At 58.0% G+C, this 18,402-nt stretch carries 14 protein-coding genes; 11 read left to right on the top strand and 3 right to left on the bottom strand.

The annotated features are described in order from the left end of the window. On the top strand, positions 1–1,339 hold a 1,339-nt coding region (locus B3Y70_RS08120; RefSeq protein ID WP_288589592.1), incomplete at its 5' end, for a putative bifunctional diguanylate cyclase/phosphodiesterase. On the opposite strand, the gene ubiT is transcribed toward B3Y70_RS08120, so the two are convergent. From ubiT to B3Y70_RS08105, 3 genes are all read right to left on the bottom strand, one after another. Further along, positions 1,314–1,859: a ubiquinone anaerobic biosynthesis accessory factor UbiT gene (gene ubiT / locus B3Y70_RS08115; RefSeq protein ID WP_288589591.1), complete on the bottom strand. Its 546-nt coding sequence runs from the start codon at positions 1,857–1,859 to the stop codon at positions 1,314–1,316. The two genes, B3Y70_RS08120 and ubiT, sit on opposite strands and share 26 nt — an antisense overlap. Before the next feature lie 90 nt (positions 1,860–1,949). Next, the gene (gene narL, locus B3Y70_RS08110) at positions 1,950–2,609 is read right to left on the bottom strand and encodes a two-component system response regulator NarL (protein WP_011786531.1); all 660 of its coding nucleotides are present in this window, start codon (positions 2,607–2,609) and stop codon (positions 1,950–1,952) included. Positions 2,610–2,637: 28 nt separating this feature from the next. Next, complete coding sequence (locus B3Y70_RS08105; RefSeq protein ID WP_288589589.1) at positions 2,638–4,494, bottom strand: histidine kinase; 1,857 nt, start codon at positions 4,492–4,494, stop codon at positions 2,638–2,640. Positions 4,495–4,676: 182 nt separating this feature from the next. On the opposite strand from B3Y70_RS08105, the gene B3Y70_RS08100 reads away from it, so the two are divergent. The 10 genes from B3Y70_RS08100 to B3Y70_RS08055 all read left to right on the top strand — a co-directional run. Next, positions 4,677–5,936 carry an MFS transporter gene (locus B3Y70_RS08100; protein WP_286895445.1) on the top strand — a complete coding sequence of 420 codons (1,260 nt, stop codon included), beginning with the start codon at positions 4,677–4,679 and terminating at the stop codon, positions 5,934–5,936. Positions 5,937–6,066: 130 nt separating this feature from the next. After that, positions 6,067–9,810: a nitrate reductase subunit alpha gene (locus B3Y70_RS08095; RefSeq protein WP_288589588.1), complete on the top strand. Its 3,744-nt coding sequence runs from the start codon at positions 6,067–6,069 to the stop codon at positions 9,808–9,810. Further along, the gene (narH, locus tag B3Y70_RS08090; RefSeq protein WP_014422454.1) at positions 9,807–11,384 is read left to right on the top strand and encodes a nitrate reductase subunit beta; all 1,578 of its coding nucleotides are present in this window, start codon (positions 9,807–9,809) and stop codon (positions 11,382–11,384) included. Before B3Y70_RS08095 ends, narH begins: the two co-directional genes overlap by 4 nt. Positions 11,385–11,394: 10 nt before the next feature. After that, complete coding sequence (narJ, locus tag B3Y70_RS08085) at positions 11,395–12,135, top strand: nitrate reductase molybdenum cofactor assembly chaperone (protein ID WP_183576818.1); 741 nt, start codon at positions 11,395–11,397, stop codon at positions 12,133–12,135. 19 nt (positions 12,136–12,154) lie between these two features. After that, positions 12,155–12,835 carry a respiratory nitrate reductase subunit gamma gene (narI, locus tag B3Y70_RS08080; protein ID WP_014422452.1) on the top strand — a complete coding sequence of 227 codons (681 nt, stop codon included), beginning with the start codon at positions 12,155–12,157 and terminating at the stop codon, positions 12,833–12,835. A 65-nt stretch (positions 12,836–12,900) separates the two neighbouring features. Then, on the top strand, positions 12,901–13,707 hold the full coding sequence (locus tag B3Y70_RS08075) for a peptidylprolyl isomerase (RefSeq protein ID WP_273031093.1): 807 nt from the start codon (positions 12,901–12,903) through the stop codon (positions 13,705–13,707). Positions 13,708–13,859: 152 nt separating this feature from the next. Beyond that, a complete protein-coding gene (locus tag B3Y70_RS08070) occupies positions 13,860–14,609 on the top strand; it encodes a Crp/Fnr family transcriptional regulator (protein ID WP_014422450.1) in 750 nt (249 codons plus the stop codon). A 56-nt stretch (positions 14,610–14,665) separates the two neighbouring features. Next, positions 14,666–15,067 carry a ribonucleotide reductase subunit alpha gene (locus B3Y70_RS08065; protein ID WP_153740668.1) on the top strand — a complete coding sequence of 134 codons (402 nt, stop codon included), beginning with the start codon at positions 14,666–14,668 and terminating at the stop codon, positions 15,065–15,067. Positions 15,068–15,208: 141 nt separating this feature from the next. Further along, the gene (gene nosR, locus B3Y70_RS08060) at positions 15,209–17,317 is read left to right on the top strand and encodes a transcriptional regulator NosR (protein WP_278350473.1); all 2,109 of its coding nucleotides are present in this window, start codon (positions 15,209–15,211) and stop codon (positions 17,315–17,317) included. An 83-nt stretch (positions 17,318–17,400) separates the two neighbouring features. Then, positions 17,401–18,402: twin-arginine translocation signal domain-containing protein (locus tag B3Y70_RS08055; RefSeq protein WP_288589586.1), on the top strand; the 1,002-nt coding region annotated here is incomplete at its 3' end.

The following is an 18,402-nucleotide window of genomic DNA, read 5'->3' as shown; positions in this document are numbered from 1 at the left end:
GCACCATCTGGAAACGCTCGCTTACACCGATGCCTTGACTGGCCTCTGGAACCGAAACGGCATCGTCCGCCGAATTCGTGAATACCTTGCCGATGAAGTGAGAGCTGAGAACTCGGCAGCCCTGGTGTCTATTGATCTTGATAACTTCAAGGATCTCAACGACTGTCTCGGAGAAGAGGCCGCAGACCGACTGCTCGGCTTGCTGTCCCGACGGTGGCTGGATGCGATCCCGGCGGATGCCTGCCTGGCACGGACAGGTGGTGATGAGTTTGCATTGTTGCTGCCGGATGCCAGCCACGCTGAGTCGCGGTTGGAAGCTCTGCGTTTGACGGCCCGTCAGCCTTTTGAACTCGACGGCGTTGAGGTTTCTGCGGGGTTTACGGCTGGTGTTGTCCTGTTTCCGGATGGCGCCGTTGAGGATGCAGACAGTTTGCTGAGGCAGGCGGATAATACCCTGTATCGGGCAAAACATGAGATGCGCAGTGGCTGGCTGTATCTTGATGCCGGCGAGCGGAGCCAGTATCGAGCCCGTCAGTTGTTACTGGAGGACATCCGCAGGGGGCTCAACCAGGATGAGTTCCGGCTTTATTTTCAACCAAAGGTGAATCTTCGGACTGGAGAGGTTTTGGGCGTTGAAGCGCTGATCCGCTGGCAACATCCGCAGGAAGGGCTGCTCCCTCCGAGTTACTTCCTGCCCGCCATTGAGCATCACACGCTGAATATTCAGGTTGGTGAATGGGTGTTGAGAAACTCTCTGATGCAGATACAGCGCTGGGAGCAAGAGGGTGTCAGGGTCAATGTCAGCGTTAACATTGCTGCCAACCATCTTCAGTCTGATAACTTTGCCGGGCATCTGACCAAAATCCTGTCGGCCTTTCCGGGGGTTGACCCTGTCAGGCTAGATCTGGAAATCCTGGAAACCGCTGCACTTGGGGATTTGGATAAAGCCGTACAGACCATTGCGGATTGCTGTGAGCTTGGGGTGACCTTCTCCCTGGATGACTTTGGTACGGGTTACTCATCGTTGTCTTATCTCAAGCGCCTCCCGGTTAATACCCTGAAGGTTGACCGGGAGTTTGTATCCGGCATTGAGGATAACGGTGAAAACCTGTCGATTCTTCAGGGGGTGATCGGTCTGTCGCGGGTTTTCGGGAAGCAGGTGGTTGCGGAGGGCGTGGAAAGTGTCAGGCAAGGTGAGATTCTGTTGAGCCTCGGGTGCGAATGCGCTCAGGGATTTGCTATGTCTCCGCCCATTGAAGCGACCCTGATCCCTGCCTGGATTAACCGTTGGAGAACGTTCCCGGAATGGGCGCTTACCAGGGTTTCAGAAAATCCCTGAGCCGCAGATGCCAGTCCAGGCTGTCGAGCAGGTTTTTCAGGGCCAGCCCCAGTTCAGTATCCCCCTCGATAACCAGCCGGCGCTGGAAGAACAACTGATCGGGGTCTTGCTTTCGCTCCGCCAATGTACGGAATGCACCAACGGACCCCCGGATGGTGGCTTCACCGGGTCCGTTCAGCACCCGCAGGCGCCCGGCCCAGTAACCGAGGGTAATGCCTGGCTGGCCGCCATTGATTTCGAGGCGGATTCGACGTCCCTCGAAATCGTCGAATTCACCTTCTGCAATGGCGTCCGAGAAAAGCCGGTTGAGGGGTGCTTCCGCTGCCAGTTGTTTTAGGGGGAGGGGAATGCGCTGATCAATGCCGTTCAGGAGTGGCACCGGTGAAGGGGCATGCTCCTGGATGAGGGCTATGGTCTGGCCCGCAAGGGGATTGTGCTGGAGTTGGCTGCTCAGGCGTTGCAGCTGCGCGAACCCGGGTGGTGTGGGCAATTTGCCGAAACTGGGCAGGGTAGGCAGCATGGCAGGCTCTCCTGGAATCATGAAACAGATAGGGAGAGCCTACCTCAAACCGCAATAAACGGATTTGATATAACTCAGGGGAATGAACAGTCAGCCCTTGTGCAGACCTTCCTCGACTGCCCAGACGGCCACTTCCACCCGCGAGCGCAGGTTCAGCTTTTTCAGCAGGTGCTTGACGTGGACCTTGACAGTGCCGTCACTGATGTCGAGTTTACGCCCGATCATCTTGTTGGACAGGCCTTCGGCAATCAGCCGGAGAATATCTTTCTCCCGCGGCGTCAGGCTGTCGAAGTCGGGACGGCTGGTCTGCTGCGGTTTGTTGGAACGCAGGGCTTCAGCCAGCAGGGTCGTGAGGCGGTCACTGATCACCATCTTGCCCACCGCCGCCTGGTGCAACTGGGCGATCATGTCCTCGGGCTCCATGTCTTTGAGCAGGTAACCGTCGGCGCCCGCCCGCAATGCCGCGACCACATCGTCTTCCTGGTCTGAGACAGTAAACATAACGATGCGCGAGCTGACATTCTGTTCCCTGAGCTTTCTCAGGGCTTCGATGCCGTCCATTTCCGGCATGTTCAGGTCCATCAGGATCAGGTCCGGCTCCAGCTCGGTGGCCAGACGGATGCCATCGGCGGCATTGCTGGCTTCGCCGATCACTTCCATGTCGTCTTCCATGCCGATCAGCTGTTTGATGCCCTGGCGCAGCAGCGGGTGGTCGTCGATCAACAGAATGCTTGCGGGTGTCTCAGACATTGTTTCTCTCTTTTGTCCTGCGCTCGGCTCAGGCCGGCGTAGTTTCCGTTGGAATCAGGTTGCGGCTCTTGGGTACGAATGTTAGCGCGACTTCCACGCCGCCTTCATCCCTGTTTCGCACATTAACCTTGCCGCCGAGTGTGCGGGCACGGTCCTGCATAATAATCAGGCCATAGTGGTTCACGGGCTGGTCGCCGCCGGGCAGGCCTTTACCATTGTCCTGTATGCTGGCCCGCACTTGTGGTGAATCGAACACTACTTTGACCGCTATGTCAGTGGCATCGGCGTGTTTGACCGCATTGGCCAGCCCTTCACGAATGATCTGCAGGGTGTGGATTTCCTCATTGGGCGACAGCGTCTGCGGCGGCAGGTTGTATTCAAACGCTACCGGTTTACCGAGGCGCTCTGAGAATTCGTCGATGGTTTTGCGCAGCGCAGTCGCCAGATCCGGCGTATCCAGTTTCAGCCGGAAGGTGGCCAGCAGTTCCCGCAGCTGGCGGTAGGCGCTGTTCAGGCCAGTGCTCAGTTCATCCAGGATGTCGTCGTGGATGGGCTTCTGCTCGCCATCAATGTTCAGCCGGCGCAGACGGGTCACCTGCATTTTCAGGTACGAGAGCGATTGTGCCAGGGAATCGTGTAGCTCCCGGGCAATCACCGTGCGCTCTTCTGCCAGCGTCAGCTGTTGTTCTTCGGTGATCTGTTTTTCCAGGAAAATGGCAGTTGCCAACTGGTCGGTGAGGGTTTCCAGCAGGCGGCGGGAGGTCTCCGGTAATCCTTTCTCAGCCGGATACCAGACCTCCAGGGTGCCCAGCAACTGCCCGGGAGTGCGGATGGGCAGCAACAGCCGCCGGCCGTCATTATTTTCCAGCGGCATCTCATCATAGACCTCCGGGGTTACCAGACAGGCATTGCAATGGTGATCCCGGCAATAGAAGGGGCGTTTGGGTGTGGCGGTGGTAATGGCCTCTACCGGTTCTGCCGATTCCTTGTCATGCAGGAACAGGCGGATGGGGCCGATGCCCAGCAGCTGCTCCAGATCCTGCAGCATCGGGATGGCGCCACTGCACAGATCATGATTGGCGAACAGCCCTCGGCTGGCGGAATGCATTACCTGCAGAGCCGCGTGGCTGATTTCAAGTTCTTCGGTTTTCTGCCGGGCCCGGCTTTCAAGCTCGTAGTAGGTCAGCGCCAGTTCACTGGTCATCTGGTCGAAGGCCTGCCCCAGTTGTGCCAGTTCATCGGAACCTTTGAGGTTGGCTTTGTGGCTGAAATCCTGTTCGCCCACGGCGGTGGCAATGCTCACCAGTTTTCGCAGGGGCCTGAGAATCCGGTTTTTGAGGTCCAGAAACAGGGCGAGCACAATCAATACCGAGAACACCATGCTGATGATCTGGATAAGGTGCAGCAGGTCGATCCTGGCCTCGGTGCGTTGTTCCAGCATGGAGACCAATCGATCCACTTCTATCGTGTAATTCTCCACTGCCATGATCATATCGGTGGACAGGGGGGCGCCAGTCTGGTGGCTCTCCAGTGACGGCCTGAGCTGATTGGCCCAGCCATATTCCACGGTCTTATATTGTTCGACGAGGGGGTGATCATCGGTGCGGGGAATGGAACGGATGATGGCGGGATCCCTGAGCCTGTCCTCGTACTCCTCAATGCGTTGATCAAGGGTGTCAGTGTTTTCCACGGGATCTTCAGAGGCCGATCTTGCCGCCAGTTGAAAGGCTCCCATGCGCAGCGAGCCTGCAAGATTGATAGCAGTAGCATTGCCCTCAATGCTGTTGGATACAGCCAGAGTGGTGGCCATGCTGACAATGGCCGTCAGCACGATGGCGCCTATTACAACAGCCAGTCGGTTTACTAGCGGGCTTCTGGAGGTCATGGATAGCTTCAAGGCTCAAGGAATGTGGATAGTGACAGGCAGCAAAATTATCGTGGAAAACGCGCCGCCGTGATACCTCCTTGAGGATAGTCAATTACCCCAATGGTTTATAACCCATCATAGCCTTTGACCCTTGTTCAAGCAAAAGTCGAGACTAAAGAATGGGATTGAGGGGGCGTGGAATGCAATCGGAACGGGATGAAGACAGGCTGGCGTCTCTGGCAGTGGTGTTACCACTGGCGCTGACTGGTTTTGTCGTGGCGGCCGGTTGCTGGACGCTGTTCGCGGTCGCTGGGGTTCATCTCCGAGCCGACCTGGGCCTGAGCAGTTTACAGTTTGGAGTTTTGCTGGCCATGCCCATGGCGGTCAGCGCCATACTTGCCATTCCTGCCGGGCTTGCGGCGCAGCGATATGGTGCCCGAGAAGTCATGCTGTTGTGTCTGTGCGGTCTTGCAGTGTGCATGGGGATACTGCTGCTGACAAACACCTACGCTGGCTACCTTATTGCCGCTGCCGGACTGGGGCTGGCAGGCGGTTTCTACGGCGCCGGCCTGCAGTTTGTGATCAGCCATTGCCAGACCCGGCGGCTGGGCCTGGTACTTGGAGTATTTGGCTCCGGGGTAACCGGAGCGGGTTTCAATTATTATCTGGTACCGCTGTTTCATGAGGCATTCTCCTGGCAAGGCGTGCCCCTGGCTTATCTTATTACTCTGCTCCTGGTGATCGCGCTATTGATCATGCTGACCGATGCCACGGGTGAGGAGGACGAAAGCCGTGAACGATCGGTCAGAGAAATTCTCGGGGTGATCCGGCAGGGTCGGAACCTCCCTTTATGTCTGTATTTTGGTGTAGTCGCCGGCAGTTTTTTTGCACTGGCGTTGTGGCTTCCTGATTTCCTTTCAGGCCAGTTTGGGCTCACGCTGGATTCCGGGGCCCGCCTGGCGCAATGGTTTGTCATTCCCGGTGCGGTGGCTCAGGTGGCCGGTGGAGGCTTGTCAGATCATTTTGGTTCCGCCCGGGTTGCGACGCGGGCACTGGCGGGTTGTCTGATGGCACTCGTGGTGTTGTCCTATCCCCCCATGACTTTGTTCATTACCGGCGTGGAAGAGGAGCTGGTTGTGGAGTTTGCTCTGCCAGTTGTGCTTGAAAGCGCGTTGGTCGTGATTCTGGGGGTGGCCATGGGCACCGCTATGGGGTCCCTTCAGCGTATGGTGATTCTGGCCAATCGACAGGAAGCGTCCCTGTTTGCCGGTGTATTGCTGGTCAGCGCCTGTGCCGTTGCGTTTGTCCTGCCAGTTGCGTTTGGTGGCTTGAACCTTTGGCTGGGCGTGCGTACGGCCGTATTCATGATTCTCTTCCTGTTGCTGAGTGTCAGCCTGCTGCTTTTCTCCCGACATGCCCGCAGAGAGGAGCGAAAGATGCTTCTCCAACCCGGGTTATAGGTCGCCTACCCACAGGGTGGTACACCCGGGTTATGTGGTAGTAACCACGCAGATTTCAGGGGTTTGATCCCACACAATGGTCTCCATTCGGAACAACGATCCGGCAAACGGGTTGATGGAGAGAGAGACCATGAGTCATTTGATCGACAAGTTGAATTACTTCAGGAAGAACCGCGAATCGTTCTCCAACGGTCACGGTGAAACCCACGAAGTGAACCGCGACTGGGAGAACAGCTACCGCCAGCGCTGGCAGCATGACAAGATCGTGCGCTCCACCCATGGCGTGAACTGCACCGGCTCCTGCAGCTGGAAAATCTACGTGAAGAACGGGCTGGTTACCTGGGAAACCCAGCAAACCGATTATCCCCGCACCCGCCCGGATCTGCCCAACCACGAGCCCCGTGGTTGCCCTCGTGGCGCCAGCTACTCCTGGTACATGTACAGTGCCAATCGCCTGAAATACCCGCTGATGCGCAAGAGCCTGATGAAGCTCTGGCGTGCTGCCCGTATCCAGTTCAACGACCCGGTGGAAGCCTGGGCCTCTATTGTTGAAGATCCCGCCAAGACCGCCGAGTACAAGCCTCGCCGCGGTATGGGCGGTTTTGTCCGTTCCAGCTGGGACGAAGTCAACGAACTGATTGCCGCCTCGAACGTCTACACCGCCAAGAAATTCGGGCCGGACCGTATCATCGGTTTCTCTCCGATTCCCGCCATGTCCATGGTCTCCTACGCCGCGGGCAGCCGATACCTGTCCATGATCGGTGGCGTGTGCATGAGCTTCTACGACTGGTACTGCGACCTGCCGCCCGCCTCTCCGCAAACCTGGGGTGAGCAGACCGACGTGCCGGAATCCGCCGACTGGTACAACTCCGGCTACATCATTGCCTGGGGCTCCAACGTACCCCAGACCCGTACCCCGGATGCCCACTTCTTCACCGAAGTGCGCTACAAGGGCACCAAGACCGTTGCCATTACCCCGGACTATGCGGAAGTATCCAAGCTGTCTGACGAGTGGCTGAACCCGAAGCAGGGTACCGACGCCGCTCTGGGCATGGCCATGGGCCACGTGATCCTCAAAGAGTTCCACGTCGACAAGCCCAGCGAGTACTTCACCGACTACGTGCGCCGTTACACCGACATGCCCTACCTGGTCATGCTGGAACAGAAGGATGACGGCAGCTACGTGCCGGGCCGCTTCCTGCGCGCCAGCGACCTGGTGGACGGACTGGGTGAAGAGAACAACCCCGAATGGAAAACCATCGCGATTGACGAAGCCTCCGGTGAGCTCACCGCACCCAATGGCTCCATTGGTTATCGCTGGGGCGAGAAGGGCAAGTGGAACCTGAAGCAAACCGCCAAAGGCGCTGATGTAAACCTTCAGCTGTCCATGGTTGAAAAGCACGACGAAGTCGTGGACGTTGCCTTCCCGTATTTCGGCGGTATCGAACACGACCATTACAACCACGTGGAATTCAAGGACATCCTCAAGCACAAGCTGGGTACCCGCAAGGTTCAGCTGGCGGACGGCTCCGAAGGCCGTGTGGTCACCGTCTATGACCTGATGGTCGCCAACTACGGCATCAGCCGTGGCCTGGGCGAGGACGATGGCGCCACGTCCTATGACGAAGTGAAGCCGTACACGCCTGCCTGGCAGGAGCAGATCACCGGCGTACCGGCCGAGAAAGTGATCCGCATCGCCCGTGAGTTCGCGGACAACGCTGACAAGACCAAGGGCCGCTCCATGGTCATCGTCGGCGCCGGTATGAACCACTGGTACCACATGGACATGAACTACCGCGGCCTGATCAACATGCTGATTATGTGTGGCTGTATCGGCCAGAGCGGCGGTGGCTGGGCCCACTACGTGGGTCAGGAGAAGTTGCGCCCGCAGACCGGCTGGCAGCCGCTGGCCTTTGGTCTGGACTGGCAGCGCCCGCCCCGGCACATGAACTCCACCTCCTTCTTCTATGCTCACTCCGGCCAGTGGCGCTACGAGAAACTGGGCGTGGATGAAATCCTGTCGCCGCTGGCAGACAAGTCCAAATTCGGTGGCAGTCTGATCGACTACAACGTACGCGCCGAGCGCATGGGCTGGCTGCCGTCTGCGCCGCAGCTGAACCGCAACCCGCTGACCATCGCGGCTGAAGCCGAGAAGGCCGGTATGGAAGTGCCCGATTACGTGGCCAAATCCATGAAAGACGGTTCCCTGGCCTTCGCCAGTGAAGATCCGGAAGCGCCGGAAAACTGCCCGCGTAACCTGTTCATCTGGCGCTCCAACCTGCTGGGCTCCTCAGGTAAAGGTCACGAGTACATGCTCAAGTACCTGCTGGGCACCAAGAACGGATTGCAGGGCAAGGATCTGGGTGTCGAGGGTGGCGCCAAACCGGAAGAAGTGAAATGGCGGGATCAGGCGCCGGAAGGCAAGCTCGATCTGCTGGTGACTCTGGACTTCCGCATGTCCACCACCTGTCTGTATTCCGACATCGTTCTGCCGACCGCAACCTGGTATGAGAAGAACGACCTGAATACCTCCGACATGCACCCGTTCATCCACCCGCTGACCGCTGCCACCGATCCGGCATGGGAAGCGCGCAGTGACTGGGAAATCTACAAGGGCATTGCCAAGTCCTTCTCCAAGGCAGCCGAGGGGCATCTGGGTGTCGAGAAAGACGTGGTTACCCTGCCTCTGCTGCACGACGCGCCGGCGGAGCTGGGCCAGCCGTTCGATGTGAAAGACTGGAAAAAAGGCGAATGCGACCTGATTCCGGGCAAGACCGCGCCCAACTTCATCACGGTGGAGCGGGATTACCCGAACACCTACGCCCGCTTTACTTCTCTTGGTCCGCTGATGGACAAGCTGGGTAATGGTGGCAAGGGCATCAACTGGAACACCGAGAAGGAAGTTAACTTCCTGAAGGACCTGAACTACACCCACCTTGAGGGTGCCAACGCAGGTCGCCCGAAGATCGAGAGTGCCATTGATGCTGCTGAGGTCATCCTGACCCTGGCGCCGGAAACCAACGGCCAGGTGGCGGTCAAAGCCTGGGCGGCGCTGTCCGAGTTCACCGGCCTGGATCACACTCATCTGGCGACCAACAAGGAAGAGGAAAAAATCCGCTTCCGGGACATCGTGGCGCAGCCGCGCAAGATCATTTCCAGCCCCACCTGGTCTGGCCTGGAAGACGAACACGTGTCCTACAACGCCGGTTACACCAACGTGCACGAGCTGATTCCCTGGCGCACCCTGACCGGTCGTCAGCAGTTCTATCAGGACCATGAGTGGATGCGCGCCTTCGGCGAGAGCCTGCTGGTGTACCGTCCGCCTATCAACACCAAGGCCGTGGGCAGCATGATCAACCAGCGCAGTAACGGCAACCCAGAGAAAGCGCTGAACTGGATCACCCCGCACCAGAAGTGGGGTATCCACAGCACCTACAGTGACAACCTGTTGATGCTGACCCTGTCCCGTGGCGGCCCGATTGTCTGGTTGAGTGAGGACGACGCCAAAGAGATAGGCGTGGAAGACAACGACTGGATCGAACTGTTTAACGCCAACGGTGCCATTGCCGCCCGTGCGGTGGTGAGTCAGCGGGTGATGCCCGGCATGGTGATGATGTACCACGCCCAGGAGCGGATTGTGAACATACCCGGCTCCGAGATCACCGGTACCCGTGGCGGTATTCACAACTCGGTTACCCGGGTGTGTCCGAAGCCGACTCACATGATTGGTGGCTATGCCCAGTATTCCTACGGCTTCAACTACTACGGCACCGTAGGTTCCAACCGGGACGAGTTCGTGGTGGTCCGCAAGATGAAGAACGTGGACTGGCTCGACGGTGAAGGCAATGACTATGCTCAGGAGGCTGTAAAATGAAAATCCGTTCCCAAGTCGGCATGGTGCTGAACCTGGACAAGTGCATTGGTTGCCACACCTGTTCCGTCACCTGCAAAAACGTATGGACAAGCCGTGAAGGCATGGAATACGCCTGGTTCAACAACGTTGAAACCAAGCCTGGTATCGGCTACCCGAAAGAGTGGGAGAACCAGGATAAGTGGAAGGGCGGCTGGATGCGCGACAGCTCCGGCAAGATCCGCCCCCGCATTGGTGGCAAGTTCCGGGTGCTGGCGAACATTTTCGCCAACCCGGACCTGCCGGAAATCGACGACTACTACGAGCCGTTCGACTTCGATTATCAGCACCTGCACACTGCCGGTGACACCAAACACCAGCCGGTTGCACGGCCACGTTCGCTGATCTCCGGCCAGCGCATGAAGAAGATCGAATGGGGTCCGAACTGGGAAGAAATCCTGGGCACCGAGTTTGCCAAACGTCGCAAGGACAAGAACTTTGACCAGGTGCAGGCGGATATCTACGGCCAGTTCGAAAACACCTTCATGATGTACCTGCCGCGCCTGTGCGAGCACTGCCTGAACCCGGCGTGTGTTGCCAGCTGCCCGAGCGGTGCCATCTACAAGCGGGAAGAAGACGGCATTGTTCTGATCGACCAGGACAAGTGCCGCGGCTGGCGGATGTGTGTCTCCGGCTGCCCGTACAAGAAGATCTACTTCAACTGGAAAACCGGCAAATCCGAGAAGTGCATCTTCTGCTATCCGCGTATCGAAGCCGGCATGCCCACCGTGTGCTCCGAGACCTGCGTAGGCCGGATTCGCTACCTGGGCGTGCTGCTTTACGACGCCGACCGCATTGAAGAAGTGGCCAGCGCCCCGGGCGAGCACGAGCTGTACGAGAAGCAGCTGGAAATCTTCCTGGACCCGTTCGACCCGAAAGTGATCGAACAGGCGAAGAAAGACGGCATCCCGATGAACGTCATCGAAGCTGCCCAGCAGAGTCCGGTCTACAAGATGGCGGTGGACTGGAAGCTGGCCCTGCCGCTGCACCCGGAATACCGCACCCTGCCGATGGTCTGGTACGTGCCGCCCCTGAGCCCGATCCAGTCTGCGGCAGAAGCCGGCAAGGTTGAGTTCGACGGCGTACTGCCGAAGATCGAGAGCCTGCGGATCCCGGTCAAGTACCTGGCGAACCTGCTGACCGCCGGTGATGAGAAGCCCATCGTACTGGCCCTGAAGCGGATCATGGCCATGCGTTTATACAAGCGCGCCGAAACCGTGGAAGGCAAGGAAGACCTGCGAGCCCTGGAAGCGTGTGGTCTGACCAAGGCCCAGGCCGATGAGATGTACCGCTACCTGGCCATCGCCAACTACGAAGACCGTTTCGTGATTCCCACCAGTCATCGTGAGCTGGCCAAGGAAGCCTTCCCGGATGCGACCGCTTATGGCGAGCGCGGCGGTTGTGGCTTCAGCTTCGGCGATGGCTGCAACGGTGGTGACAGCGATTTCAGCCTGTTCGGCGGCAAGAAGCAGACCACCAGCATGGTCAGCAAGCTGGCGACCGTGAAGCAGGTTGACCCGAAGCAGCTGCAGGACTGAGGAGGCCGCGATGCAACTTTTGAAAGTACTGGCGCGGGTACTGGAGTACCCCACCGAAGAACTGCAGCAATCCAAAGACGCCCTGGTCGCCGCTGTCCTGGAGGACAGCCGGCTGCCGCGGCAAAACAAGGAACAACTGCTGACCTGTATTGATCGCCTTTGCGATGGTGACCTGATGGATCTTCAGGAAGCCTACGTGGGCACCTTCGACCGGGGCAGGGCCACCTCCCTGCTGCTGTTCGAGCACGTGCATGGCGAATCCCGCGACCGCGGCCAGGCCATGGTCGACCTGATGGAGCAATACCGGGCCAACGGCCTGGAAATTGATGCCAAAGAACTGCCGGATTACCTGCCGCTGTTCCTGGAATACCTCTCCACCCGCCCCTGGGAGGAAATCCTGAACTGGCTGGAGGATATTCACCACATTCTGGGGTTGCTTGGAGAGCGCCTGTACCAGCGTGAAAGCCTCTACCACGTTGCGATGGATTCCCTGCTGGTGCTGTCCGGCCGCAAGGCCGACCGCCAGGAACTGGCGCAGCTCGTTGCCTCGGAAGAGCGCGACGACACCCCCGAAGCACTGGACAAGGTCTGGGAAGAGGAAATGGTGAAATTTGTGGATGACCAGGGCAGCTCCTGTGGCACCGGTGGCGTGGTTGGACAGCGCCGCCGCGAACTGGAACAGACCCAGACCATTCACCTGAGTGATCAGCTGATGACGGACGCAACGCCCCGTCCGGCAGGGCGCGCCTGAGGCGCAGGAGGAAAAGACAATGTCCTATATCAACACACTCTTGTTCGGAATCTATCCCTACATCGCCCTGCTGGTACTGTTTGTCGGTACCTGGGCGCGTTATGACCATGGCCAGTTCACCTGGAAAGCCCATTCCAGCCAGATGCTGCGCAAGAAAAACATGGTGATGGCCAGCGTGCTGTTCCACGTCGGCGTACTGGTGATCTTCTTCGGCCACCTGGTGGGCCTGCTTACTCCGCACTGGGCCTACGAGTGGATCATCACTCCGGGCCAGAAACAGGTGATGGCGATCCTGGTGGGCGGTATCGCCGGCGTCATGGCCATCATCGGTGGCGGCATGCTCGCCTGGCGTCGTATGACCGACCCGCGGGTTCAGGCCAGCAGCACCTTCGCTGACAACATGATCATCATCATTCTGGTGGTTCAGCTGGTCCTCGGTATGCTCACCATCCTGCCCACCATGGGCCACCTCGACGGCAGCACCATGCTCAAGTTCTCCGCCTGGGCCCAGGGCGTCTTCACCCTGGAAGGATCTGGCATCGCCGCCTACATTGCCGACGTGCACTGGATCTACAAGACCCACATCTTCCTGGGCCTGACCATCTTCGTACTCTTCCCGTTCACCCGACTGGTGCACATGCTCAGCGTGCCGGTGGAGTATTTCGGACGGAAGTACCAGGTGGTTCGCAAGCGCGCCTGAACGGATACAGCCACCCTCTCGTCCCGGGAGGGAGGCTGGCAAACTGATTGACGGAGAGTCGCACCATGCAACTGATCCCCACCGGCGAAGCCGGCAAACCCAGAAACCAGTTCCCGCCGGTCTATGTGGGTGAGACTCTCATCCATGAAGACGACATCGCCCGGGAAATGCAGCACCATCCCGCGGAAGAGCTGGCGGAAGCCTGGCACGAAGCAGCCAGAAGCCTTGCCATCCGTGAATTGTTACTGCAACAGGCCAGCCGCCTGAACCTGGACAGCATCGAAGACGAAGAAGACCGGATAGCCCGGGTGCTGGAACTCGAGCTCAAAGTGCCAGACCCGAGCGAACAGGACTGCGAACGCTTCTACGCCGCCAATCCCGCCCGCTTCTGCAGCCCTACCATCATGGCCGTCAGCCACATACTGCTGGCTGCCGCTCCGGATGATATTGAAGAGCGCATGCGTCAGGAAGAAGCTGGCCGACAGCTGCTGTCTGCCCTCCTGGACGGCCGCTCGCAGTTTAACGAATTGGCTAAACAGTATTCCGCCTGCGAATCCCGCCACCAGGGCGGCAGCCTCGGCCAGATCAGCAAAGGCCAGACCGTCGAAGAATTCGAACGCCCGGTCCTGAGCCTGAACGAAGGCCTCCACCCCGAGCTGATCGAAAGCCGCTATGGCTGGCACATCGTTCGAGTAGACCAGCGAATCAACGGCGAACTGCTGCCTTATGAACATGTAAAACCTCAGATTCGCCAGTACCTGAGCGAAAGCGTGACCCGCCGGGCATTCCGGCAATATCTCCAGGTATTGGCTGCGGAAACCGGTGTGGAGGGCGTTGATCTGGAGCTGCCGGATTCGCCTTTGATGCAATGACTGCTTGGTTAGCAAAGCGAATAATTGAGCTAAGTCAATTACCCAGGAATAACACCAAGGATACCCCCATCGGGGGAGCGATTTTTCATCAGTATCCTTCTAGTATTTAAAATAAGATTTTGAATGCATGAATATGCAGAGAGGGTACAACCATGGCCATGACACAAACTGCTGAACAGCGATATACCAAGCCGGTGCTTGTCGCCATCAACAAACCACTTGATGAAGAAGACAGCCTGGAAGCGCTTCGCAGCCATGCCCTGTTCTGCAATCTGCGCCCGAAAGACCTCGATAGTCTGATCCAGCAATCGCGCCGGCTGAGACTCGGTCACCACCAGCTGCTCTACCGTCAGGATATGCCGGCTCATCACTTCTTCTTTGTGATTTCAGGCCGTCTGCGTCTGTATCGCCTGGATTCCTCCGGCGTAGACCGAACCCTTGACAGTATTGCACCCGGGGACTGTTTTGCCGAAGTCATGATTTATGCCAATCCGCCCAGGTATGCATGCTACGCAGAGGCCCTGAAGTCCAGCGAAGTGCTCATGATCCCGGTTAAAGCTTATCGGGAATTGCTGGATCGGAATCCCGAGTATGCCCAGGCGGCCCTGAGCCACTACGCCATGCGTGCGGTGTCCAGATTCCACGATCTTGAGATCATGACTGTCCAGAATGCCCGGGATCGTTTGATTCGTTACCTCATTGATTTGCTGCCGAACGGCGCGGAGGAAGGTGGCGAAGTCGAGTTGCCGTTGCCCAAATGCCTGGTGGCTTCACGCCTGGCCATGCAGCCCGAGACTTTCTCCAGAATACTGGCAGATCTCAAATCCAATGGTTTGATCAGAGTGAATCGCAGCAAGCTCTTTATTTCCGACCCTCAGCGGCTGATCGCTATCAGCCAATAGCCTCTCCGGGCCTCCGGGCCCGGCTTTTTGACCGCCTTGAACATCAGGGGATAGTGATGATCAGCAGTTACCAGCATCTTGTTCAGGCCAGCCGGAAAGAACCGGAGCCCCAGCGCTTTCTGTTCGTTTTTTGCAAAGCCGAATTACCAGACGACGCCAGTGCCGCAGAACGGGCTGCTTTTGAACGCGGCGAGGGTGGCGCACTGATGCCGGTTATCTGTGTCGACAAAACCCCCGATGAGGTTCCTTATTTCGATGTGTTAGCGGAGGAATCCCGCGCGACAGGCCAGGACTGGGACATGGTCTTTGTCGCGGCCATGTCGGGCCGTGGCGGCCATGCTCCTTCCAGTGATGAGGCCCAGCAACCCCTGACCATGATGGTGGAAAGCATCCGCATGGGGCATCTGGGCAATTACCTTCCCCTCAATAAAGCCGGCCACGCCATTAGCCTTGACTGAACTCAAGGCGCCTCTGGTTGGCCGAGGACTATCCTCAAAGAGGTATTTGATTTTCCTCAAAATTGAACGACCCTTGATGTAATCCATGGGGTATTGGGAGTTGTAGTGAGAAACGTCCTCCGTTGTGCGCTATCCATCTTGATGATACTTGCTGCTTCGCTGAGCTGGGCCCAGCCGTTATCGGAATACAGCCCTCCGGCCGGACGCCAGCTCATCGAAAAAGCCTTCCCGGAAGCGACAGAACTCCAGCCGATGGAAGGCAACCGAGCCATCCAACAGGTGTATTCCGGTGAGGAGCTTATAGGCTACGCCTACCAGTCCCTGGACTTTGTCCAGACTCCCGCCTATTCCGGCAAACCCCTGAATGCCATGGTGGTGCTCGATACCGCCGGAGAAATTCGTGCCGCCAAAGTCATACATCACGATGAACCCATCCTGCTGGTGGGTATCCCCGAAAGCAAGATGCATGAGTTCACTGACCAGTACACCGGTCTGAAAGCCGACCAGCGGGTGACCGTTGGAGGCACGTCTACCGAACGCAAGGTGGCGGTGGATGGCTTGTCCGGCGCTACGGTCACCGTGATGGTTATTAACGAAGTCATTATGCGCACTGCCCACCGGGTGGGTGTCGAGATTGGGTTGATTGAAGGTGGCAAAAGCAACCGGCCGCCCATGGCCAATGTGAACGCGGAACAGTTTCAGGAAAAGTCCTGGCAGGAGTTGACCGGTGACGGTTCCATTCGCCGCCTGGTGTTGACCAAAGGGCAGGTCGACGACTCTTTTGTAGGAACCCCTGCCGAGGGCATCGAAACTGCAGACGCGGGCGAACGCGATGACATCCTGATCGAGCTCTACGCTGCCTATCTGGATGCGCCGACCATTGGTCGCAACCTTCTGGGTGAAAATCAATACCAGTGGCTGATGTCTGAACTCCAGGACGGGGAACATGCCATCGCGGTGATGGCCAACGGTGAATACTCCTTTAAAGGTTCCGGCTACGTGCGGGGCGGCATTTTTGACCGGGTGCAGATCCGCCAGTTTGGCGACACCTTCAACTTCCGGGATCTCGATTTCCATCGGCTCAGCGACGTTTACGGTCAGGGTATGCCCGAGTTTTCGGAAATGGCGATCTTTATCGTGCGCCAGCAGTACAACTTCGATCCTGGCACGCCCTGGACGCTGGAGCTGACTGTCAAGCGCCAGACCGGCCCGCTGGACAGTGAATTCCAGGTGTTCCCTCTGGAGTACCAGTTGCCAGACCAGTACTACACGCGTCCGGAACCGGTTCTGAGCGACGAAGAGTGGCTTGAAAACCAGCCGCTGTGGATTCAGGTGTGGTACCAGAAACAGTTCCAGATCACCGTGTTGGGTCTTGGTATCGCCGTGCTGCTGTTCATCCTGTTCTTCCAGGACTGGCTGGTACAGAAGCCGAAAATGATGCGCTGGATTCGCCACGGCTTCCTGGTTTACACCCTGTTCTTCATCGGCTGGTATGCCCTGGGTCAGCTTTCCATCGTCAACGTGCTGACGTTTGTGAACAGCCTGATCAGCGGCTTCAAATGGGAAACCTTCCTGATCGATCCGATCATGTTCGTGCTCTGGGCCGTGGTGGCCGGCATCGTCCTGCTCTGGGGGCGGGCGGTGTATTGCGGCTGGCTGTGCCCGTTCGGCGCCCTGCAGGAGCTGATCAATGAAATCGCCCGCAAGCTCAAGGTACCGCAGTACACCGTGCCTTTTGCCTGGCACGAGCGCCTGTGGGCCATCAAGTACATCATCCTGCTGGTGCTGTTTGGTATTTCTCTGGAGTCCATGGCCACCGCCGAGCGCATGGCTGAAGTGGAGCCGTTCAAGACCGCTATTACCCTGCATTTTGACCGCACCTGGCCGTTTGTGACCTACGCCGTGCTGTTGCTGGTGGTCAATATCTTCACCCGCAAGGTGTACTGCCGCTACCTGTGCCCGCTGGGTGCCGCCCTGGCGTTGCCCACCAAACTGCGGGTGTTTGACTGGCTCAAACGTCGCAAGGAATGCGGTAACCCCTGCCGTCTCTGCGACAAGGAATGTGAAGTCCAGGCGATCCATCCGGATGGACACATCAATTACATGGAGTGCCACTACTGCCTGGATTGTCAGATGACCTATTTCGACGACCACAAGTGCCCGCCGCTGATTGTGAAGCGCCGTGGCAAGCGCCGTGGTCACAACGCACCCGGCCACCCAGAGGAAATTCCGGTGGTGCAGGTGAACTGAGTAGTCCCGAGGAGCCAGCCATAAGGCCCCGGTAAAGTCATGAGAAGCAATAACCGCCATAACCAATAACGGAGTTGGATGCTATGAAAAAAAGAGATGATCTGACCAAGGACACGCCGGAGGTTTCCGAAGGTGGTCTGAGCCGTCGTCGCTTTATGGGTGCGGCTGCGCTGGCCGGTGTCGCTGGTGCAACCGGTCTGGGCACCTCGGTCATGTCCCGTGAGACCTGGGCTTCGGCTGCGGAAGAAGCCCGCAATAAGGCTCACGTCGCCCCGGGCGAGCTGGATGAGTACTACGGTTTCTGGAGTGGTGGCCACCAGGGCGAGGTGCGTGTGCTTGGCGTGCCCTCCATGCGTGAACTGATGCGTATTCCGGTATTCAACGTGGATTCCGCAACGGGTTGGGGGATTACCAACGAAAGTAAGGAAATCCTGGGCGGTGACCAGCAGTACCTGAACGGCGACTGCCACCACCCGCACATTTCCATGACCGACGGTCGTTACGATGGCAAGTACCTGTTCATCAACGACAAGGCCAACACCCGGGTTGCCCGTATCCGTCTGGACATCATGAAGACGGACAAGATTACCCACATCCCGAACGTACAGGCCATTCACGGTCTGCGCCTGCAGAAAGTACCCAAGACCAACTACGTGTTCTGTAATGCCGAGTTTGTCATCCCGCAGCCCAACGACGGCACGGATTTCAGCCTGGACAACAGCTACACCATGTTCACCGCCATCGACGCAGAAACCATGGATGTGGCCTGGCAGGTCATCGTTGACGGTAACCTGGATAACACCGATGCCGACTACACCGGCAAGTACGCTGCTTCTACCTGTTACAACTCAGAGCGTGCCGTTGATCTTGCGGGCACCATGCGTAACGACCGCGACTGGGTGGTTGTGTTCAATGTGGAGCGCATTGCTGCGGCGGTAAAAGCCGGCAACTTCAAGACCATTGGCGATTCCAAGGTGCCGGTTGTCGACGGCCGAGGCGAATCCGAATTCACCCGCTATATTCCTGTGCCGAAGAACCCGCACGGTCTGAACACCTCTCCCGATGGCAAGTACTTCATTGCCAAC

This window comes from Marinobacter sp. UBA5687 (assembly GCF_002420325.1).
In the GTDB taxonomy this organism is placed as follows: Bacteria; Pseudomonadota; Gammaproteobacteria; order Pseudomonadales; family Oleiphilaceae; genus Marinobacter; species Marinobacter nauticus.
Note: the sequence above shows the minus strand (reverse complement) of the source record. Positions and strands in the feature narration are given on the sequence as shown.